18 protein-coding genes are annotated in these 20,192 nt (G+C 63.8%); all 18 read left to right on the top strand.

Translation table 11 applies throughout. The annotated features are described in order from the left end of the window. Positions 1 to 32 precede the first annotated feature (32 nt). On the top strand, positions 33 to 3,614 hold the full coding sequence (locus NFX52_RS14240) for a hypothetical protein (protein WP_207402011.1): 3,582 nt from the start codon (positions 33 to 35) through the stop codon (positions 3,612 to 3,614). A gap of 15 nt (positions 3,615 to 3,629) precedes the next feature. Further along, on the top strand, positions 3,630 to 4,796 hold the full coding sequence (locus NFX52_RS14235) for a hypothetical protein (protein ID WP_156358814.1): 1,167 nt from the start codon (positions 3,630 to 3,632) through the stop codon (positions 4,794 to 4,796). Between the two features lie 3 nt (positions 4,797 to 4,799). Further along, positions 4,800 to 5,546, top strand: a complete 747-nt coding sequence (locus NFX52_RS14230) for a hypothetical protein (protein ID WP_055400978.1) — start codon at positions 4,800 to 4,802, stop codon at positions 5,544 to 5,546. Beyond that, entirely contained in the window at positions 5,543 to 5,914 is a 372-nt protein-coding gene (locus NFX52_RS14225) for a hypothetical protein (RefSeq protein WP_055400976.1), read from the top strand. Before NFX52_RS14230 ends, NFX52_RS14225 begins: the two co-directional genes overlap by 4 nt. Before the next feature lie 2 nt (positions 5,915 to 5,916). Then, positions 5,917 to 7,755, top strand: coding sequence for a hypothetical protein (locus NFX52_RS14220; protein WP_252635693.1), 1,839 nt, complete (start codon positions 5,917 to 5,919; stop codon positions 7,753 to 7,755). Further along, positions 7,748 to 7,969 carry a hypothetical protein gene (locus tag NFX52_RS14215; protein WP_055400974.1) on the top strand — a complete coding sequence of 74 codons (222 nt, stop codon included), beginning with the start codon at positions 7,748 to 7,750 and terminating at the stop codon, positions 7,967 to 7,969. The genes NFX52_RS14220 and NFX52_RS14215 overlap by 8 nt, the downstream gene beginning before the upstream one ends. A gap of 131 nt (positions 7,970 to 8,100) precedes the next feature. Further along, positions 8,101 to 8,412: a Com family DNA-binding transcriptional regulator gene (locus NFX52_RS14210; protein WP_353848479.1), complete on the top strand. Its 312-nt coding sequence runs from the start codon at positions 8,101 to 8,103 to the stop codon at positions 8,410 to 8,412. Further along, entirely contained in the window at positions 8,303 to 9,061 is a 759-nt protein-coding gene (locus tag NFX52_RS14205) for a DNA adenine methylase (protein ID WP_238385708.1), read from the top strand. The genes NFX52_RS14210 and NFX52_RS14205 overlap by 110 nt, the downstream gene beginning before the upstream one ends. Before the next feature lie 89 nt (positions 9,062 to 9,150). Beyond that, positions 9,151 to 9,393: a hypothetical protein gene (locus NFX52_RS14200; protein WP_055400970.1), complete on the top strand. Its 243-nt coding sequence runs from the start codon at positions 9,151 to 9,153 to the stop codon at positions 9,391 to 9,393. Positions 9,394 to 9,620: 227 nt separating this feature from the next. Next, complete coding sequence (locus NFX52_RS14195) at positions 9,621 to 10,364, top strand: TetR/AcrR family transcriptional regulator (RefSeq protein WP_055400968.1); 744 nt, start codon at positions 9,621 to 9,623, stop codon at positions 10,362 to 10,364. 5 nt (positions 10,365 to 10,369) lie between these two features. Continuing rightward, positions 10,370 to 12,166, top strand: coding sequence for an acyl-CoA dehydrogenase C-terminal domain-containing protein (locus NFX52_RS14190; RefSeq protein ID WP_055400966.1), 1,797 nt, complete (start codon positions 10,370 to 10,372; stop codon positions 12,164 to 12,166). Between the two features lie 44 nt (positions 12,167 to 12,210). Further along, positions 12,211 to 12,648, top strand: a complete 438-nt coding sequence (locus NFX52_RS14185; protein WP_055400964.1) for a DUF2147 domain-containing protein — start codon at positions 12,211 to 12,213, stop codon at positions 12,646 to 12,648. A gap of 67 nt (positions 12,649 to 12,715) precedes the next feature. Then, on the top strand, positions 12,716 to 15,139 hold the full coding sequence (locus NFX52_RS14180) for a 3-hydroxyacyl-CoA dehydrogenase/enoyl-CoA hydratase family protein (protein ID WP_252635692.1): 2,424 nt from the start codon (positions 12,716 to 12,718) through the stop codon (positions 15,137 to 15,139). Positions 15,140 to 15,171: 32 nt separating this feature from the next. Further along, entirely contained in the window at positions 15,172 to 15,681 is a 510-nt protein-coding gene (locus tag NFX52_RS14175) for a DUF4442 domain-containing protein (protein ID WP_055400960.1), read from the top strand. 12 nt (positions 15,682 to 15,693) lie between these two features. Further along, positions 15,694 to 16,893, top strand: coding sequence for an acetyl-CoA C-acyltransferase (locus NFX52_RS14170; RefSeq protein ID WP_055400958.1), 1,200 nt, complete (start codon positions 15,694 to 15,696; stop codon positions 16,891 to 16,893). A 217-nt stretch (positions 16,894 to 17,110) separates the two neighbouring features. Next, positions 17,111 to 18,001, top strand: coding sequence for an alpha/beta hydrolase family protein (locus tag NFX52_RS14165; RefSeq protein ID WP_055400957.1), 891 nt, complete (start codon positions 17,111 to 17,113; stop codon positions 17,999 to 18,001). A 27-nt stretch (positions 18,002 to 18,028) separates the two neighbouring features. Next, positions 18,029 to 18,901 carry an acyl-CoA thioesterase gene (locus NFX52_RS14160; protein ID WP_082437573.1) on the top strand — a complete coding sequence of 291 codons (873 nt, stop codon included), beginning with the start codon at positions 18,029 to 18,031 and terminating at the stop codon, positions 18,899 to 18,901. Positions 18,902 to 18,969: 68 nt separating this feature from the next. Beyond that, positions 18,970 to 19,746: an enoyl-CoA hydratase gene (locus NFX52_RS14155; RefSeq protein WP_055400953.1), complete on the top strand. Its 777-nt coding sequence runs from the start codon at positions 18,970 to 18,972 to the stop codon at positions 19,744 to 19,746. Positions 19,747 to 20,192: the final 446 nt, after the last annotated feature.

Here is a 20,192-nt window from a genome sequence, read left to right as displayed (position 1 = left end):
CTGGCGACGTTAAATTTTTCGCATCCAGAAACATGAGCGACGCACCCGAAGGGGCCGGTGGTCCCTCTGGTGTTGTCATTCCTGACGCGGCCAAGCACGCCGTCTTTCCCGGCATCAGCGAACTGGACCGCACTCTCGGGCGGGTGAACATCCGCCAGACGGTGCTCGGCGTCACGACGCCTGACACCGCCGTCTTTCTTGGCACGAACGTGATCATTGCGGAGCCGCCGAACGATCCGCGCGTGTCCATCGTTATGGTGGAAGTCGATGACCTTTTTGCGAAGCGCGATGACATCAAGAAGCGCATCGAGAGCTACCTTGCGGGGGGCTCCAGCTACCCCGCCTACCTCTTCGGCGACATGCTGCAGGGGCAAACCAATATCTCGATCTGCCAGAGAGAAGGCGTTCCGCTGCCAAACATCGGCGACCGTCTTGTCCTGCGAAAGCTATTCGGCCAGCCAGGCGAGGTGGAACAGTTCGTGGCGATCACCTCGGTGTCGAACCTGGTGCGCGTCTTCACCGACGGCCAAGGCGACTTCGTCCGCAACATCGTTGCCCTTGGCATCAGTGAGCGTCTTGAAGCCGACTTTCCCGGCTTTGATGCACAGCGCATCGACCCCTCGGTGGATGATCTGCGTGCACGCACCGGGCTGAACGAAGCGGTGGTGGCGGACGCGGCCCGCTTCTATGGCACCGTGCCCCTGGCGGAGCCCGCAAGCATTGGTGAATACACCGTGCGTGCGACCACCATCCACCAGCCCATCGTGCCCAGCGCGCAGGTGGAGACCCCGATTGCCGATGCCTCGACCAATGGGATGGCCTATGCCTTGGTCGCCGCCGGTGGGCCGGTGGTGCAGACGATCACGACGATCTGGACGCCCACCCAGTCGCTTTACATCGGTGGCAGCCAACTGCCCGGCAGCGTCACGATTGAACGCGATGGTGTAGTGATCACCGACAAGGGTGGGCGCTTGCTGCAGTCCGGCGCAGAGGTGGGGGCCATCGACTACGACAACGGCATCGCCAGCCTTTCGGTGGACGTGTTCGGCTCGGGTGGCGGGGTGCACACCATCACTGCGACGCCAGCGGCGATGCCCCAAGCGGCGCAGCGCTCCATTGGCACCCCCGTCACGATGGCGAACCGCTCGCTGAACTTCGTGGTGACGCTGATACCGCCTGCCCGCCGCAGCCTGGTGCTGCATTACATGCACTCGGGCCGGTGGTACATGCTGCGCGAGGACGGATCTGGCGCGCTGCGCGGCCTGGACTCGTCCTATGGCGTGGGTAACCTCAACCGGACCACGGGCACGCTGCTGGCATCCCTGGGCTTTCTGCCCGATGTCGGCAGCGCCATCATCCTGCAGTGGGCCGAGGAAACGGCTGCACCCCCTGTGCCCAATACGGCGCTGCGCATGGCTGGAAAGCTCTATGTGCCGATCAACACCAGTGGACAGGTGTCGGAGGCACCGGGTAGCCGGGTGCTGTCTCCTGGACTCACGACGCTGACGTGGAAGCACACCCCGAGTGGCCCCACCTACACCGCGTCTGATGATGGCAATGGGTTTCTGACGGGTGATGCATCGGGCGCGGTGGACTATCAGCGCGGCCTGATCCTGTTGGCTCCCAACGTACTGCCCCCGGTGGGGGCCGTGGTGTCCATCAATCAGAGTTCGGCAGCGGCGAGCACCCTGGCCGATGTGACGTGGACCGGCAGCAGCGCGTCCATCTCCTGCGCGATCACTCCCAACACCGTGCCTGGCAGTGTGCACTTCTCGTTGTGGATATCGGTGACGGCGTCACTGTCTGGCCTGCCGGGCGACATGTTCCTCATGTCAGAGCCGACCCGCCACTACCGCGCGAGCGTGCGCGACAACGGCGCGGGCGGCCTGGTGCTGCAGGATGGCCAGGCTTGCGGCACGATCAACAACAGCACCGGTGCAGTGACGGTCAACATGGCGGGCGTCGATGCCAATTTGCTCGCGGCTTCGGTCGGGGCACGGGCGCAACTGATGCAGAACCACGAGAACTCCGGGCCGTACGCCGTGGGCGGAGGGTATGCGGTCGGCTGGGTGGGTGCGAGTGTCTCTTCTCCGCAGCCGCCAGGAGTTTTCACCTTCACGGTGGGTGCACCGGTTGCCGAGCCTATGAGCGTCACTATCGACCGCTTCATGACCCGCGTGTCGAACCTGGCCGAGGGATTCAACCTGCAGGGCGTGTCGTTCGCACTCAATGGGCAGCGCTATGTCGGAGCCAATACGGGCGTACTGCTCACCGATATCAATCCCGCGACCGGCGCCGGTGTGCCAGTGGGTGCCGTGAGTGCTGCGCTGGGTGTGGTGCAACTCAACACCTGGGCCACAGCCGCCGCCAACGTGGTGACCGACTGGCGCGCTATCCAGGCGCCGCCGTCCTCGGGCAATGGCGACCTGTCCGCGAACATGCGGGTGCTGTTTCGGACGACCACGGCGCCGATACGGCCTGGCAGCTTCTCCATCGTGGGGACCATGGACGATGGAACGCCCATCAACGTCACTGCCGGAGTCAATGGAAAGATCGACGGGGCGCGGGTCAAAGGCACCATCAATTTTGAATACGGCGTCTGCGAGCTGGTGTTCTGCAGTCCCGTGCCGAATGCGCTGGGCACTGTGGATCTTTCGCACATGCAGATTCCGGGTGTGGGTGTGGTGAACCTGGATGTGGTGCAGGCAAGCACGCTGCGCTACAACGCGGTGGCGTACACCTATATCCCTCTTGACGCGGGCATCGTGGGGATCAACTCGGTGCGCCTGCCAAGCGACGGCCGGGTGCCCGTGCATGCTCCGGGTCGCGTGGCAGTGATCGGCAACACCAAGAGGGTGCCCCCGGCCGTCGTCTCCAACGGCACCGTGATTGACTGCGGTCGGGTCCGCCTGTCTCGCGTTCGCGTGCTGGGGCATGACGGTGTGGCGATCCATACCGGTTTCACCGCAGACCTTGAGACTGGCCTGGTGGAGTTCAACGATGTGACGGGCTACAGCCAGCCTGTCACCGTGGAGCATCGCATTGAGGACGCCGGTGTGGTCGCCGACGCCCAGGTGAGCGGGCATATCCGGTTTCAGCAGCAGCTCACCCATGACTACCCCGTGGAGGGCACCTACATAAGCAGCGCGCTGTTGATCGGCGACATGTACGCCCGCGTCTCGCTGCTGTTTGACCAGTTCACCTGGGACGGGGTGACCTGGAAGGATGAACCCGAGGGACCGCCCGCCACAGGCACTTACAACGACCGGGACTTCCCTATTGTGGTCACCAATGCCGGGGCATCGACCCAGCGGCTGGCCTTTTGGTTCACATCCAGCACCTCGTTTCGGATCATCAGCGAGGAGTTCGGCGAGATCGGCACGGGGAGCACCGCCGTCGATTGCTCGCCCATCAACCCGAACACGGGTGTGCCATACCTGACGATCCCCGCAGCGGGCTGGGGGGCGGGCTGGGTTGCAGGCAACGTGCTGCGGCCCAACACCGAAGGCGCTTTGGCATCCGTGCCTTTCGTGCGGGTCATTCAACAAGGCCCGGACTCGGGCATTGACTATGAGTTTTCTGTCCACGCGCGCGGCGACACGCAGCGCCCCTGATCGAGGCATAACACTATGGCATCACCCGTAGATACATCCGTTAAATATGCGCGCAGCAGCATGCCTGGCGCGCCGACACTGCCCCGCACCGCTGGTGCCCTTATCGCGCTGCTGGATGCGTTTCTTGTCAATGGCTGGGGTCTGCAAACCGCGTCCAGCGTGGTCGTTGCGGGTGGTGTTGCCACGGCGACGTTTCCGACAGACCACGCAGCCGCAAAGCATGCTGTGGTGCTGGTGGATGGTGTAACAGGTGCCCTCACGGCTTTAAACGGTGAGCAGAAAGTGACAGCCGTGGCGCCCAACGTCATCAAGTGGGCGACGGCGGCTGCGGACGGCACCGCCACGGGCACGATCACCGTCAAGATGGCCCCAGCCGGGTTCAACAAGCCTTTCGCGGGCACGAACCTCGCCGTCTACAAATCGGCCCACCCAGCGGCGCACGGTCAGTACCTGCGCATCAACGACACCACCGCGAACTATGCGCGGGCGGTGGGCTACGAAACGATGACGGCGATCTCTACGGGCACGGGCCTGTTTCCTTCGGCTGCGCAGCTCAACGGCGGCTATTACTGGGGCAAGGATGAAGACCCTGCAGGCACCGGCAATGCGCCGTACCTTTTTGCATCGGACGGCCGCACGTTCTACCTCTGCGTGCAGTCGTCTTTCAACTACTACAGCGGGAACGCACGGGCTCATCAGGCATTGGTCTTCGGTGACTTGGTTCCCGAGAGCCCGGGCGGTGACCCGTTTGCAACTGTGATTGCTGGCGGTGTAGACACCAACTGGGCGGTTGCCGGGGGGGGCGCCTACGTGTGGGACTACATGTCTTCTGACTATATGGTTGCAGTTCCGCGCGGGGTGTCAGGCGCCGGAACCGCCGTGCGTGGTGCAACCAACTGCGACCTCAACCTGGGCGTCCTCCCCGATCTACCCAACCCCATCACTGGGGCGATACCCATGGGCCGCGTTCTGTACCACGACACCACCGCATCGTTTCCCCGAGCGTCGTTCCCTGGTGTGCAATTTGGGCCATGCCCCAGTGCCGAAAAGCTCATCGAAGCGCACGCCATTCTGGACATGCCGGATGGGCGGTCGTTTGTCTCGACGTTCTGCTCAACGGGGGTGAACGCAAACTCAAGTCTGAAAGCGGTGTTTATTGATATCACCGGCCCCTGGAGATAAGCCATGGCCGCCCACAAGTATTGGCGCGCTTTGGCGTTGACTGCCGCCACTCCAGCTACCCTGGAAATCTCGGAGTTCCATCTCTACAACGGCGCTACCCGCGTCGATGCCGCCGCCACACTGACTGCCAGTGCAGCGCCCAGCGGGGCGCTGGCGAATCTGAAAGACGACAACACCGGCACCGGCTGCTATTGGGCGTCGGGTGGTGAGTCGGTAGTCCTGACCTGGACTTTCCCCACTCCACAAAATGTGGATGGCATCGTCGTGGGGGCAAGGACCACCATTGCGCGATGGCCCACTGCGCTGCAACTCCATGGCGGGGATGTGACCACGGGCACCGGCCCAAGCCCGGAGTACATCGAGCACCAGTGCTATGGCCTTGGGCGCTTCGTCTCGGCCACCAAGACCGGCATTCTTCGCCCCCTGCCAGGCAACGCTCACAAGCCGTTGAAGACCAAGGATTTGCTGATCTGCCCCGGCATAGGCCGCATACCGTTTGAGGTGGTGAGGGAAGTGCTGCCGCGCACCGACCCAAAGACCTACCTGCCGCAAGCCGCAACGGTCCGGCTCGAGCGCGACATTGACGGCAAGGTGATCCGCCAGGTTTGGAGCCCAACTGGGGTGGGCGCGTTTGAGTTTGTCGACGAGAACTTCACGTACACGGTGACGGCCATCTACCCAGAAACTGGCATGCGGGCAGTGATCGCCGACCGCATTAAGCCGCAGGGCCACCCGGAGTTTGTTGAATGAGCGAGCTGGTGATGGCGCCGGATGGGGCCGTGGCAATGTTGGAAGGCTTGCTGGCGCGAGGTGCCGCGTCGCGCCTGCATTACTTGAGCGCGAGCAACGTCACGCTGGCCGTGCTGGTGCTGGCGTCGCCCTGTGGTGAGATCGTGGACGAGCAGCTCGTGCTGGCCCAAGCGGACCCGCTGGGTGATTTGATCTTGGCTACCGGCTTTGCGGTATCGGCTGTCTGGTACAGCTATGAGAACAAGCTGCTGGGTAGCGGAGCGGTCACCGACGAAGCGGGCACGGGGCCTTTCAAGGTTCCTGGGTTGACTGGAACCCGTCTTTTGGCTGGTGGCCGTCTCAAACTGGGCACCACGGCCCTGAGCTGACGATGGAGCCGATTCGCCTCATCTTCTCGGCGCCATCGCTGGCGGACGGATTCCCGCTGCGCCTGGTGTTCGGGGAAGTGGACGACGACGTCCCGCTGCCGCCCGATGTCACGATCACCCTGCAGGCGCATATCACCCGCCTGGGCGGCACGGTCAATGCCCACTATGAGAGCAACACGCCACGCCCCATCGTGGCCTCGCTGAGCAGCGGCTGGTCGGAGGGTGACCCGGTGGCATCGGAATTGATCGTAGCTTGGCAAAGCGCTGTGCCGCTGCGCGTGAGCTGCAGGGCGCGCTGGCAAGAGGCCGAGGCGGTGGTGCGCAGCCTGGCGGTCGCTTGGTCCAGTGGGGGCAGCTCAGTGCATGCCTGGCTGGCCGTGAACTACCTGGAGGCCATCGCTTCGGACACCTGGCCGCTGCGAATGGCGTGGCAGCAGGCTGAGCGCTTGAGCACCAGGGTTCGGGCCCAGTACCAGGAGGCCGAGCGTGTTCGCACTTGGCCCGTTGCCATTCGGTATCAACAGGCCTCACGCGCCCCGAGGGCCTGGCTCCAGTCCCGGTATCAGCAGGGCGTGCCGGTCCGCGCCGGGTTCACCGAGGCGGAGTCCGATGGCGACCCTGTCCGCATGTACCTGCGGGTCCGGTATCAGCAGGCAATGCGTCCGCCGACCGGCCGCTGGGTGCGCCCATTGGACCCACCGGCGCCAGATCCTTGTTATGTGCCTTCGCTACCCGTGCGGCTGGTCTTTACGGAAGAGGCTGGCATTGGGATGCCGCTGGTTTTTGTTTGTGAGCGACACACACCGCCGCCTCAACCGGGCACGGTGGTCGTCCAACGCAGGAGGGTTTACATGGTTTTCAACACTGTCACGCTGCACCGGGTAGATACCGGCGCGGTCTTGCACGCCCTGGGATTCACGATGTCGCTGGACGAAGGCTCCTGGACGTGGAACTGGGAGGCTTCGCTGCATGAGAGTGCCCGCAACCACCTCGGCCGCGACAGCTCCGGGCGGCCGGCCGAGCTGGCGGTGGTGGTCAATGGCGTGGCGTTCAGGCTGCTGCTGGAGAACCGGGCCAAGGACGAGCGGTTTCTGCCCGAGCTGCGCTTCACTGTCTCAGGCCGGGGCAAGGCGGCGATCCTGGATGAGCCCTATGCGCCCGTCATGAACTTTGGGAACGCCGCCAATCGAACCGCTCAGCAGCTCGCGGCCGAGGTGCTCACCATCAATGGCGTGTCCATGGGCTGGGATGTGGATTGGGGCCTGACGGATTGGTTCGTGCCAGGTGGCGCCTGGACCTTCCAGGGCACCTACATCAACGCCATCAACGACATCGCCAACGCTGCTGGTGGGCATGTGCAGCCGCACAACACCGACGCAGTGCTGCGCATCCTGCCGCGCTACCCGTCTGCGCCCTGGGATTGGGACAGCGTGACGCCGGATTTTGTGATCCCGCGTACGGCTGCCGAGGTGGTCTCCACGGACTACGTCGATAAGCCTGTCTACAACCAGGTGCACTTGGGTGGCATCGCGGCAGGCGTATTCGGACCGTGGAAGCGAGTCGGGACGGCGGGCGACAAGGAGGCCCCACCGGTCAACCATGCGCTCATCACCCATGCGGAAGCCCAGCGCCAGCGAGCACGGGCCGTGCTGAGCGACACCGGGAGCCAGGCGCTGATCTCTCTGAGCATGCAGGTGCGGCCGGAGACGGGCGTGATCATGCCGGGCAAGTTCATCCGCTACCAGGGCGACGAAGAGGTGATGGGAATCGTCCGAGGGGTCGGCCTGAACTGGAATCGGCCGACCCTGCGCCAGGTCATTCGGGTGGAAACCCATGAGTAATGCGTATCTCGACTTCCTGGGACTGCTGCCGTCCAGGCCCTTGTTGGTTGGGACGGTGACTTCCATCACCTCGGGCGTGGCTACCGTCACGCTGCCAGGTGGAGGGCGCCTGCAGGTGCGTGGGGAAACAACGGTGGGAGCACGGGTGTTTGTGCGCGACGGCGCCATTGAAGGCCCGGCTCCGACCCTCACCAACTCTTCGGGGGAGGTGTAAAGCAAAAAAGACAGGGCGAGTGCAAAGGGTGCGCTAACACCCTCTGCAAACGTCTCCGCCGTGAGCAGCCACGGCATCGACCAAAGACCCTGCCACCTAGCTAGGCGGGGCTGATCATAGGTGATGCCGACATGATGGAAGTGAGATGCGGGCGGTGCCAGAAACTGCTGGCCCGAGCCGATGGAGTTGTAGAGATCAAGTGCCCCCGTTGCGGGTGCATGAACCACTGGAGGGCCGGTGCTGCTGATCCCAGCGGCGAGAGCCCCCAAACGCCAGAACGCCAGCGAGCGTCATCAACCAAGAAGGATAGAGATGACGCAAGCAAAAAGCCCTTTGGCATGGCTGGGCGGCAAGAGCCGCCTGGCCGACCGGATCATCGAGAAGATGCCGGTTCACCAGACCTACTGCGAGGTGTTCGCAGGCGCGGCCTGGGTGCTCTTTAAAAAGCCGGAAAGCAAGGTCGAGATCATCAACGACATCAACTCGGATCTCACCAACCTCTATCGGTGCGTGAAGTTCCACCTGGCCGAGCTGGTCGCCCAGTTCCGCTGGATGCTGGTGTCGCGCGATGAGTTCGACCGCTTCCTCAAGACGCCTGCCGATACCCTCACGGACATCCAGCGGGCGGCTAGGTTCTTCTACCTGGCCAAGTCCAGCTTTGGTGCCCGGATCGTGAAGCCGACCTACGGCATCTCAGCGACCGGCGCGCCGCGCCTGAACCTGCTGCGGATCGAGGAAGACCTGAGCGAAGCCCACCTGCGCTTGGCGCGGGTGTTCATCGAGAACAAGCCCTATGACCAGGTGATCCAGCGCTTTGACAAGCCGGGGACACTGTTCTACATCGACCCGCCGTATTGGGACTGCGAGAAGGACTACGGGGAAGGGTTGTTCAGCAAGGAGGATTTTGGGCGCCTGGCGGGCCTCCTGGGGGCCGTGAAGGGCAAGTTCATCCTGAGCCTGAACGACACGCCAGGCGTGCGGGAGACCTTTGCGGACTTTCGGATCGAGGCGGTCAAGACCAGGTACAGCATCAGCGGCAGCAGCAAGCAAGAGGCTGCCGAGGTGCTGATCAGCAACTTCAAGCTGGCGTAGTGCCAGACAACGGCAGTCTGGCTTGGCTTGCTGGCAGGGTTTTAAAGAGCGGTACTGGGGACATCGCAACACCACATGAAGGTACCCCAATGATCACGTTTCAGAACGCCAGCGGCCTTGAACTGATTGATGCCAATATGGAATCAACGGCAGTCGGCGCCTACCAAGCGCGGCAAGCCAACATTTCCATCCTGCTGGCCGCGCTGAATGACAAGCTGGCCTTGCACAGCCAGCGGGCGGCAAATCAGCCCAGGGATTGGGGCTATGCTGGCGACTTGGGAAGCGTTCAGGAACGCCTGGAGAGGATCGTGGAGGTATTCGCAAGCGAGTAGAAAACCACAGTCCTGAGCTTTAAAGCCGCCCTCGGGCGGCTTTTGTCTGGGCTGTTCAGTGCCAAAGGCAGCGAGAATTAGCGCCAAAGGCGGCGTAAATCAGTGCCAAAGCGTCCGGCGCGCCATTAACGAATGGTTTGGGTGGGCCTCCCTATTTTTTCCGGGGGTTTTGGTCGGGCGGAGAATTTGCTGCAGAATAGAACGAACGTTCGTTTTTATTTGCCCGCATGTCCGCCACCTCTTCATCCAGCCAGGTCACCCGCATCCCGCGCGCTCGCAGCGGTACCGGCCGCGCCCTGCAAAAAGGCCAGCAAACCAAGGCGGCCATCGTCGAGGCAGCGCTGGGCCTGGCCACGCACATCGGGCTGGAAGGCCTGTCCATTGGGGCGTTGGCCGACGTCACGGGCATGAGCAAGTCGGGCGTGTTTGCCCATTTTGGCTCTCGCGAAGAGCTGCAGATCTCCGTGGTTCGTGAATACCACACGCGTTTCGAACAGGAAGTGTTCTACCCCGCCATGTCCGCGCCGCGTGGCCTGGCCCGGCTCAGCGCCATGTTCGACAACTGGATGAAGCGCACCTCCATCGAAATCGATTCGGGCTGCATCTACATCAGCGGTGCGGTCGAATTTGATGACCGCACCGGCCCCGTGCGTGACGCGCTGGCCAGCTCGGTGCTGACCTGGCACGCCGCCATGCGCCGCGCCATCGAGCAGTGCAAGGGCCTGGGCGAGCTGCGCGCGGACACCAATGCCGAGCAGATGCTGTTCGAGATCCACGGCCTCATCCTCGCGCTGCACTACGAAGCGCGGTTCCTGCAAACCCCGGGCTCCATGGCCCGGGCGGTGCAGGGCTTTCACAACATCCTGGCGCGTTACAGCGCCGCAAAACCTGGCGCCACCGCAGAAGCCGCCCCCGCTGCTGCTGCCAAGCGCCGCAAAGTTTCCAACCAAACCACCACCTCCAAGGAGTAAACCCCATGCCTATGTACACGCCGCCCCTGCGCGACATGCAATTCGTCATGCACGAAGTGCTCAAGGTCAGCGATGAATTCAAGGCCATGCCGCCCCACGCCGAGGTGGATGTGGACACCATCAATGCGGTGCTCGAAGAAGCCGGCAAGTTCACTGCCGAAGTGACCTTCCCGTTGAACATCAGTGGCGACACCGAAGGCTGCGTGCTTAACAAGGCCACCCACGAAGTGAAGACCCCCACGGGCTTCAAGGATGCCTACGCCAAGTATGTCGAAGGTGGCTGGGCGGCACTGTCGTGCGACCCTGCCTACGGCGGCCAGGGCCTGCCCTTCGTGCTGAACCAGTGCCTGTACGAAATGATGAACTCGGCCAACCAGGCCTGGACCATGTACCCCGGCCTGTCGCACGGCGCGTACGAAGCCCTGCACGCCCACGGCACCGAAGAGCAAAAGGCCCTGTACCTGCCCAAGCTGACCAGCGGCGAGTGGACCGGCACCATGTGCCTGACCGAACCCCACTGCGGTACCGACCTCGGCCTGCTGCGCACCAAGGCCGAGCCGCAGGCCGACGGCACCTACAAGATCACCGGCAACAAGATCTTCATCAGCGCCGGCGAGCACGACATGACCGCCAACATCGTGCACCTGGTGCTGGCCCGCCTGCCCGATGCGCCCAAGGGCAGCAAGGGCATCAGCCTGTTCGTGGTTCCCAAGTTCAATGTGAAGGCCGACGGTTCGCTGGGCGAGCGCAACCCCATCTTCTGCACGGGCCTGGAGCACAAGATGGGCATCCACGGCAACGCCACCGCGCAGATCGCCATCGACGGCGCCATCGGCACCATGGTGGGCCAGCCCAACAAGGGCCTGGCCGCCATGTTCGTGATGATGAACGCCGCCCGCCTGGGCGTGGGCAACCAGTCGCTGGGCCTGACCGAAGTGGCTTACCAGAATGCGCTGGCTTACGCCAAGGACCGCATCCAGATGCGCAGCCTCTCGGGCGTGAAGGCCAAGGACAAGGACGCCGATCCCATCATCGTGCACCCCGACGTGCGCAAGATGCTGCTCACCGCCAAGGCCTACGCCGAAGGTGGCCGCGCGCTGCAGATCTTCTGCACGCTGCTGCTGGACAAGGTGCACAGCCACCCCGATGAAAAGGTGCGTGCCGAATCCGAAGAGATGGTGGCGCTGCTCACCCCCATCGTGAAGGCCTTCATCACCGACAACGGCCACATCTCCACCAACGCCTGCATGCAGGTCTTCGGCGGCCACGGCTTCATCAAGGAATGGGGCATGGAGCAGTACGTGCGCGACAACCGCATCAACATGATCTACGAAGGCACGAACACCGTGCAGTCGCTGGACCTGCTGGGCCGCAAGATCCTGGGCAACAACGGCGCCACGCTCAAGAAGCTGGGCAAGCTGATCGGCAAGCTGGTGGAAGAAGAAGGCGTGAACGAGAAGATGGCCGAGTTCATCAACCCGGTGGCCATGCTGGGCGACCAGATGACCAAGTTCACCACCGAGATCGGCTTCAAGGGCATGCAGAACCCCGACGAAGTGGGCGCTGCCGCCGTGGACTACCTGCGCGTGGCCGGCCACCTGGTGTTCGGCTACCTGTTCGCCCGCATGGCCCAGGTCGCCCTGCGCGAGATTGCCGCTGGCAACACCGACCCGTTCTACGGTGCCAAGCTGCAGACGGCACGTTTCTACTTCGCCAAGCTGTTCCCTGAAACCGCCACGCTGATGCGCACGGCCCGTGCCGGTAGCAAGGTGCTCATGGACACGGATCTGGCCCTGGCCTGATCGGTAGATCTGCGGATTTCAAGCTTTTTTGGCACGGAGCGCCTATGTATAAAGCGGTAGCAGCTATTATTTTTGTAGCGTTTTCGGCGCCCGTCTGGGCGCAGGCGACGCCCGAAGGCCTGTGGCGCAACATCGACGACAAGACCGGCGAGGCCAAGGCCGAAATCCGCATCCGCGACATCGGCGGCGGCGTTTTGAACGGGGCGCTGGAAAAGCGCCTGTCCAAAGACGCCAAGCCCGACGATGTCTGCGACGAATGCTCGGATGACCGCAAGGGCAAGCCCATCTTGGGCCTGGAGATCATCCGGGGTGCCAAGAAGGCTGACGGCAAAGAGGTGTGGGAAGGCGGCAAGATTCTCGACCCCGAGAACGGCCGCAACTACACCCTGCGCATGACCCCCGTCGAGGGCGGCAAGAAGCTCGAAGTGCGGGGCTCGATCGGCCCGTTCGGCCGCACGCAAACCTGGATCCGCGTCCAGTAAACCCCATTCCCGTGGCCTTGTGCACCCCCTGCGGTGTTGCGCAACGCCCCAACCAGGAACCCAACCCATGTCCCGATTCCAAGTGAAAAAAGTCGCCGTGCTCGGCGCAGGCGTGATGGGCGCGCAGATTGCCGCCCACCTCGTCAACGTGAAGGTGCCCGTGGTGCTGTTCGACCTGCCTGCCAAGGAAGGCCCAAAGAACGGCATCGTCACCAAGGCCGTGGAAGGCCTCAAGAAGCTCAAGCCTTCGCCCCTGGGCGTGGCCGATGATGCGGCGCTGATCCAGCAGGCCAACTACGAAGAGCACATGCACCTGCTCAAAGAATGCGACCTCGTGATCGAGGCCATTGCCGAGCGCATGGACTGGAAGCTCGACCTGTACACAAGAATAGCCCCCCACGTGGCCAAGCACGCCATCCTGGCGTCCAACACCTCGGGCCTGTCGATCACCAAGTTGAGTGAAGTGCTGCCCGACAGCATCAAGCCACGCTTTTGCGGCATCCACTTCTTCAACCCCCCGCGCTACATGACGCTGGTGGAGTTGATCAACACCCCCACCACCCAGCCCGAAGTGCTGGACCAGCTTGAAGCCTTTGTGACCAGCGGCCTGGGCAAGGGTGTGGTGCGCGCACACGACACCCCCAACTTCATCGCCAACCGTGTGGGCATCGCCGGCATGCTGGCGACCATGAAGGAGGTCGAGAATTTCGGCCTGACCTATGACGTGGTGGACGACCTCACGGGCAAGAAGCTGGGCCGCGCATCGAGCGGCACCTTCCGCACCGCCGACGTGGTGGGCCTGGACACCATGGCCCACGTCATCAAGACGCTGCAGGACAACCTGAGCGGCGACGCTACCAAAGGGTCTGCACAGTTTGATCCGTTTTACGAAAGCTTTGGCACACCCGCCGTGCTGAAGAAGCTGCTGGAGCTGGGCAACCTGGGCCAGAAGACCAAGGCAGGCTTCTTCAAGAAGGTCGGCCGCGATGTGATGCGCTTTGAGTTGGAGAGCGAAGAGTACGTGCCCGCTGGCCAGAAGGCCGACGAGGTATACGCTCGCATGCTCAAGAAGCCCGCCGCCGAACGCCTGCGCCTGCTGCGCAACGCCGAAGGCGCGCCCGGCCAGTTCCTCTGGGCCATCCTGCGCAACAGCTTCCACTACGCTGCCGTGCACCTGGGCACCATTGCCGACAACGCCCGCGACGTGGACCAGGCCATGCGCTGGGGCTTTGGCATGAAGCAGGGCCCCTTCGAGCTGTGGCAGGAAGCCGGTTGGCTCGAAGTCGCGCAGATGATCCAGGAAGACATCGACGCCGGCAAGGCGCTGTGCAAGGCGCCGCTGCCCGAGTGGGTCTTCAAGGGCCTCGTGGCCGAAGCCGGTGGCGTGCACACCGCGCAAGGTTCATGGAGCGCATCGCAGAACAAGTTTGTCCCGCGCCGCCAGCTGCCTGTGTACGAGCGCCAGATCTTCCCCGAGGCCTTGCTGGGCGAGTCCAGCCTGCCCGACTGGCGCACCGCCGGCACCACCATTGCCGAGTCCAAGGCCCTTCGCACCTGGACGCTCGACGGTCAGGTATTGATTGCCAGCATCAAGAACAAGATGCACGCCATCAGCCCCGAGGTGATGGAAGCGCTGATGGAAGCGCTGGAACTGGCCGAGGCCGAGTACCAGGGCATGGTCATCTGGTCCGGCGACGCGCCCTTCAGCGTGGGGGCCGACCTGGAAGCCACGATGCCCGCGTTCATGGTCGGCGGCGCCGATGCGGTGGAAAGCATCGAGCAGGAGCTGCAAAACCTGATGATGCGCATCCGCTATGCGCAGGTGCCTGTCGTCGCAGCCATCCATGGCATGGCGCTGGGTGGTGGTTGCGAGCTGGCCGTGTATTCGGCCAAGCGCGTGGCCCACATGGAAAGCTACATCGGCTTGGTCGAAGTGGGCGTGGGCCTGGTGCCCGGCGCCGGCGGCCTGACCTACATCGCCCGCCGCGCGGCCGAGAACATGGCAGCTTCCACATCCAAGGACATCCTGCCCTTCCTGACCGAGGGCTTCACTGCCGCGGCCATGGCCAAGGTGGGCACCAGCGCCATCGAGTCGCGCAAGCTGGGCTTCCTGCTGGACAGCGACATCATCGTGCCCCACAAGGACGAGCTGCTGTTCGTGGCCATCAACGAAGCCAAGTCCATGGCTGCGAGCGGATGGCGTGCACCGCACAAGCGCCTGTTCCCCGTGGCGGGCCGCAGCGGCCTGGCCACCATCAAGGCCCAGTTGGTGAACATGCGCGATGGCGGCTTCATCAGTGCCTACGACTTCAAGATCGGCGCCATGATCGCCGAGGTGGTCTGTGGCGGCGATGTGGATGCTGGCTCGATGGTGAGCGAGGAATACCTGCTCACGCTGGAGCGCAAGGTGTTCTGCCACCTGATCGCCCAGCCCAAGACGCACGAGCGCATCCTGGGCATGTTGTCCACCGGCAAGCCGGTTCGCAACTGATCCGGACGTCGATGGATAGCCGGTAGACCGACATGAGCGAACACGCCCCCAACAAATTGCAGCGCTCGCTGATGCGCCTGGACGAGGCCCCTGCCTTCCTGCGTGGCTTCGTGCAGAACATCATCCTGCGCCGGGCTGTGCCCTTTACCGGCACGGCCGGGGTGAAGTTCGTGTCGCTCACGCCTGAGCGGGTCGAAGTGCATCTTGCCAACGAGCACCGTGTGCAAAACCACATTGGTGGTGTGCACGCCTCGGCCATGAATCTGCTGGCCGAAACGGCCACCGGCATGGCCGTGGGCATGAATGTGCGCGACGACTGCCTGCCGCTGGCCAAGGAGCTGAGCATGGCGTTCAAGAAGCGCGCCACGGGCGGCCTCAAAGCCGTGGCCACGCTCACCGCCGAGCAGCGCGCCGCCATGCGGGCCAGTGACAAAGGCGAGGTGCAGGTGAAAGTCACCGTGACCGACGAAGCCGGTGTGGAGCCGGTCGAATGTGTATTTACGTGGGCCTGGGTTCCTTCCAGCCGCCCCCCCAAGAATTGAAGGAGTTTCACCATGGCTCAAAAACAAGTCCAGGACGCCTACATCGTCGCCGCCACGCGCACGCCCATTGGGCGCTCGGGCCGCGGCTATTTCAAGAACACCCGGCCTGACGACCTGCTGGTCGCCGCCATCAAGAGCGCCATGCTGCAGGTGCCCACGCTGGACCCCAAGGCGATTGAAGACGCCATCATCGGCTGCTCCTTCCCCGAAGGTGAGCAGGGCATGAACATGGCCCGCATTGCCGTGGGCCTGGCGTTCGACCACCCCGTGGGCGGCGTGACCGTGAACCGCTTCTGCGCATCGGGCATCACCGCGCTGCAGATGGCCGCCGACCGCATCCGCGTGGGCGAGGCCGACGTGCTGATCGCCGGTGGCGCCGAGTCCATGAGCCTGGTGCCCATGGGCGGCAACAAGCCCTCGTTCAACGCCGAGATCTTTGCGAAGGACGAAAACGTGGGCATCGCCTACGGCATGGGCCTGACGGCAGAAAAGGTCGCCCAGCAGTGGAAGGTGAGCCGCGAAATGCAGGACGCGTTCGCCCTCGAATCGCACCTGCGCGCCATCAAGGCCCAAAAGGCCGGGGAGTTCACCGACGAAATCACGCCCTTCGAGATCGTGGAGCGGTCGCCCAACCTCGCTACCGGCGAAGTGGTGGAAAAGCGCCGCACCGTGAGCCTGGACGAAGGCCCTCGCCCCGACACGTCCCTGGAAGGCCTGGCCAAGCTCAAGCCCGTGTTTGCTGCACGCGGCAGCGTCACGGCAGGCAACAGCTCGCAGACCAGCGATGGTGCCGGTGCGCTCATCGTGGCCAGCGAAAAGGCGGTGAAGCAGTTTGGCCTGACGCCCCTGGCGCGTTTTGTGAGCTACGCTGCGCGCGGCGTGCCGCCCGAGATCATGGGCATTGGCCCGATCGAAGCGATTCCTGCGGCCCTGCGTTATGCGGGTCTCAAGAGCGATGACATTGGCTGGTATGAGCTGAATGAAGCGTTTGCGGCGCAGTCGCTGGCGGTGATTAATACGCTGGGCCTGAACCCTGCGAACGTGAACCCTATGGGCGGCGCCATTGCGCTGGGGCATCCGCTGGGCGCTACTGGTGCCATCCGTGCTGCTACCGTGGTGCACGCGCTGCGTCGCCACAAGCTGAAGTACGGCATGGTCACGATGTGCGTGGGCACAGGCCAAGGCGCCGCCGGCATCATCGAAGCTCTTTGAGTTAGCTGGCTACTGCGCGGGTCATCTGCGTCGTTGGGCGGTGCTCGGAATCCTCACGTACAGGAAGTACGTTCCGGTTCCTGCGCTCCGTCCGCCTAGCAGCTGATCCCGCTCGCTACGCCCTGGAGTACGGGGTGTGAAGGCTGGGGTACGAGACCAGCCCGTTGTGTTTTCCATTCAAGCCGACGCAGATCGGTTTCGACACAAGGAGACAGACATGAACAAGCAAACCTTGCAGGTCAACGGGGCGGTGTCTTTGGCACTGCGTGTCTACGAACCCGAGTGCACACCGCGCGCCAGCGTTGTCATCGGCGGCGCGATGGGGGTGCGGCAGTCGTATTACGAGGCCTTTGCGCTGTGGATGGCGCAGCAGGGGTTTCGAGTCACCACTTTCGACTACCGGGGCCATGGCGACTCACTGCAGGGTGCGATGCGCGATGTGAAGGCGGATCTGTTCGACTGGGCGCAGGACTACGAGGCGGTGATCACAGCCGCCAAGGCCGCGCTGCCGTCGCAGCCGCTGTATTTGCTGGGCCACAGCCTGGGCGCGCAGTTGCCTGGCTTGCTGAAAAAGCCCGAACAGGTGGCGGGCCTGCTGAGCGTGGCTGCAGGCAGCGGCTACTGGCGTGACAACGCGCCGCAGCTCAAGCGCATCGTTCCGTATTTCTGGTGGGTGCTGGTGCCGCTGGCCACGCGGCTGTGCGGGTACTTTCCGGGGCGCACGCTCAAGAAGGTGGGCGACCTGCCTGCGGGTGTGATCCTGCAGTGGCGGCGCTGGTGTCTGGACCCCGCTTACAGCGTGGGGGCTGAGGGGCCTGCGGTGGCGCAGAGTTATGGCGCGGTGCGGTTCCCGGTGCTGGCGCTGTCGATGGCGGACGACGAGCTGATGACCTTGCGCGGCACGCACAACCTGGTGAACCTGTACGCCAACACCGAGCGCCGCGTGGAGAGCATCACGCCGGCCGACCTGCAGGTGCGGCGCATTGGGCACTTCGGCTTCTTTCGCGACCAGTTCCGCCAAAGCCTGTGGCCGCGCGCAGCGGCTGCGCTGGCTGCACTGGGCGGTGGCGGAATGCCCCGCGGCGAAGTCTCCGGTACGACGGCCTGAGCGGTCGTTTCGCGGCACACTTGCAGCATGACTTCCTCTTCATCCACTTCTTCGTCTGCGTCTTCGTCCTCCGCTACCCACCCGCTGGACGAGGCGCTGCAACTGACGGCATCGTCCGATGCGACGGGCCAGTACGAAGGGCAGACCCACCCCGGCTACTGGAACATGGTGGGCCCGTTTGGTGGCATCACCGCAGCCACGCTGCTGCAGGCCATCTTGCAGCACCCCGACCGGCTGGGTGATCCGCTGTCGCTGACGGTCAACTACGCGGGCGCTTTGACCGCTGGTGCGTTCACGGTGCAGGCAACTCCTGTTCGCACCAATCGCTCCACCCAGCACTGGACGCTGTCGATCCTGCAGGCCGGTGCCGACGGCGCGCAGGTGGTCACCACCACGGCCACCGCCGTCACGGCCGTGCGCCGCGAGACCTGGAGCGTGGGCGATGTGCCCATGCCGCAGGTGCCCCCACCTGCAGAGCAAAAAGCCATCGTCGCCCCCTTGGGCGCTGTGGAATGGCTCAATCGCTACGAGATGCGCCCCATCGCTGGCTTCATCCCGCGCACCTGGGATGGCAGCGGCGACCACAGCCTGACGCAGCTGTGGATGCGCGACACACCACCGCGGCCGATCGACTTCGTGGCGCTGTCCGCATTGGCTGATGTGTTCTTCCCTCGCGTGTGGCTGCGCCGTGCGCGCCAAGTGCCTGCGGGCACGGTGTCCATCACCGTGTACTTTCACGCCACAGCAGAGCAGCTGCAGGCCACGGGCACGGGCTTCCTGCTCGGCCAGGCGCGCGGGCAGGAGTTCCGCAACGGATTCTTCGACCAGACCGTGCAGCTCTGGAACGAGGCTGGCACCATGCTGGCCACCAGCCATCAGATCGTTTACTACAAGGAATAGGAAGTCGGCCCGTTGCTCTGCACGTGCACTCTTTCCTCCATCCATCAGCCCCCGGAACCCTTACCACCATGACCGAAGCCACCCAAGACATCCTTGCCCACACCGAAGCGGGCGTGACCACCATCACCTTCAACCGCGTGGACAAGAAGAACTCCATCACGCGCGACATGTACGCCGCCATGGCTGATGCGCTCGACGCCGCCAAGGCGGATGCCAGCGTGCGTGTGGTGGTGTTCCAGGGCGACGTGGCCATCTTCAGCGCGGGCAATGACATCGGCGACTTTTTGCAGCAGCCGCCCGCCACGCAGGATTCGCCCGTGTTCCGTTTTCTGCGCGGCATCGCCACCTTCCCTAAGCCCGTGATCGCCTCGGTGTGTGGCCCTGCCGTGGGTATCGGCACAACCATGCTGTTCCATTGCGACCTGGTCTATGCGGGCGACAACGCGGCGTTCTCCATGCCGTTCGTCAACCTGGGCCTGTGCCCCGAGGCCGCATCGAGCCTGCTGGTGCCGCAGATGCTGGGGTACCACCGCGCTGCGGAAGCGCTGCTGCTGGGCGAGCCTTTCATGGCCGAGGCCGCGTTGGAAGTCGGCCTGGTGAACCGTGTGGTGCCGCCCACCGAGTGCAATGGGGTGGCGCAGGCGCAGGCGAAGAAGCTGGCTGCCAAGCCGTTGTCGTCGCTCATCGAAACCAAGCGGTTGATGAAGGGTGGGCAGACGGCGAAGGTGCTGGAGGTGATGGCGGAAGAAGGTGAGAGCTTTGGGCGCATGTTGCGTGAGCCTGCGGCGCGGGAGGCGTTCTCGGCGTTTATGGAAAAGCGCCGTCCCGATTTCAGCGCAGTCTGAAGGCGGGTAGCCGCGTAAGCGGCGTGGAGTGCGAAGCAGGACCACGGGCTTTCGGTAAAAGCGCCGTCCCGACTTCAGCGCGGTTTGAGTCGTTGGTTCTGAGGGTTTTTTGGCTGCTGGCGCTTCTACACAAAGCGCTGGCAGCTATTGTTTTCATAGTTCGTTCTCGCCCCGTCCGTCTGGGTTGAGCCTGTCGAAGCTTTTGTGCGGTGGCTACTGCATTCCCGTGTTGAGTGCGGGAGCCGGGAGTCGCCCGGCATGCGAGTAACTTTCTTTTGCTTCGCCTGTACAGACCGGACACATGGGAAACAGGTGTGCGGGGACATAGGTAACACCTCCTCAATTGGAAGCCGTCAGAGCGTTCATGTCCAGACGCATGAATCGCTGGTGACAGAAGTACAGGTCAAAGCACCCGTCGTGTAGATCGTCCGGGCGCAAGGCGACCG

It is taken from the genome of Acidovorax facilis (genome assembly GCF_023913775.1).
GTDB classification, from domain to species: Bacteria; Pseudomonadota; Gammaproteobacteria; order Burkholderiales; family Burkholderiaceae_C; genus Acidovorax; species Acidovorax facilis.
This window is presented reverse-complemented; position numbering and strand designations above follow the sequence as displayed.

What these genes read in the sequence shown, in the direction of transcription:
- NFX52_RS14240 (WP_207402011.1), top strand. Translation starts at nt 33, where the DNA reads ATGAGCGACGCACCCGAAGGGGCCGGTGGTCCCTCTGGTGTTGTCATT.
- NFX52_RS14235 (WP_156358814.1), top strand. Translation starts at nt 3,630, where the DNA reads ATGGCATCACCCGTAGATACATCCGTTAAATATGCGCGCAGCAGCATG.
- NFX52_RS14230 (WP_055400978.1), top strand. Translation starts at nt 4,800, where the DNA reads ATGGCCGCCCACAAGTATTGGCGCGCTTTGGCGTTGACTGCCGCCACT.
- NFX52_RS14225 (WP_055400976.1), top strand. Translation starts at nt 5,543, where the DNA reads ATGAGCGAGCTGGTGATGGCGCCGGATGGGGCCGTGGCAATGTTGGAA.
- NFX52_RS14220 (WP_252635693.1), top strand. Translation starts at nt 5,917, where the DNA reads ATGGAGCCGATTCGCCTCATCTTCTCGGCGCCATCGCTGGCGGACGGA.
- NFX52_RS14215 (WP_055400974.1), top strand. Translation starts at nt 7,748, where the DNA reads ATGAGTAATGCGTATCTCGACTTCCTGGGACTGCTGCCGTCCAGGCCC.
- NFX52_RS14210 (WP_353848479.1), top strand. Translation starts at nt 8,101, where the DNA reads ATGATGGAAGTGAGATGCGGGCGGTGCCAGAAACTGCTGGCCCGAGCC.
- NFX52_RS14200 (WP_055400970.1), top strand. Translation starts at nt 9,151, where the DNA reads ATGATCACGTTTCAGAACGCCAGCGGCCTTGAACTGATTGATGCCAAT.
- NFX52_RS14195 (WP_055400968.1), top strand. Translation starts at nt 9,621, where the DNA reads ATGTCCGCCACCTCTTCATCCAGCCAGGTCACCCGCATCCCGCGCGCT.
- NFX52_RS14190 (WP_055400966.1), top strand. Translation starts at nt 10,370, where the DNA reads ATGCCTATGTACACGCCGCCCCTGCGCGACATGCAATTCGTCATGCAC.
- NFX52_RS14185 (WP_055400964.1), top strand. Translation starts at nt 12,211, where the DNA reads ATGTATAAAGCGGTAGCAGCTATTATTTTTGTAGCGTTTTCGGCGCCC.
- NFX52_RS14180 (WP_252635692.1), top strand. Translation starts at nt 12,716, where the DNA reads ATGTCCCGATTCCAAGTGAAAAAAGTCGCCGTGCTCGGCGCAGGCGTG.
- NFX52_RS14175 (WP_055400960.1), top strand. Translation starts at nt 15,172, where the DNA reads ATGAGCGAACACGCCCCCAACAAATTGCAGCGCTCGCTGATGCGCCTG.
- NFX52_RS14170 (WP_055400958.1), top strand. Translation starts at nt 15,694, where the DNA reads ATGGCTCAAAAACAAGTCCAGGACGCCTACATCGTCGCCGCCACGCGC.
- NFX52_RS14165 (WP_055400957.1), top strand. Translation starts at nt 17,111, where the DNA reads ATGAACAAGCAAACCTTGCAGGTCAACGGGGCGGTGTCTTTGGCACTG.
- NFX52_RS14160 (WP_082437573.1), top strand. Translation starts at nt 18,029, where the DNA reads ATGACTTCCTCTTCATCCACTTCTTCGTCTGCGTCTTCGTCCTCCGCT.
- NFX52_RS14155 (WP_055400953.1), top strand. Translation starts at nt 18,970, where the DNA reads ATGACCGAAGCCACCCAAGACATCCTTGCCCACACCGAAGCGGGCGTG.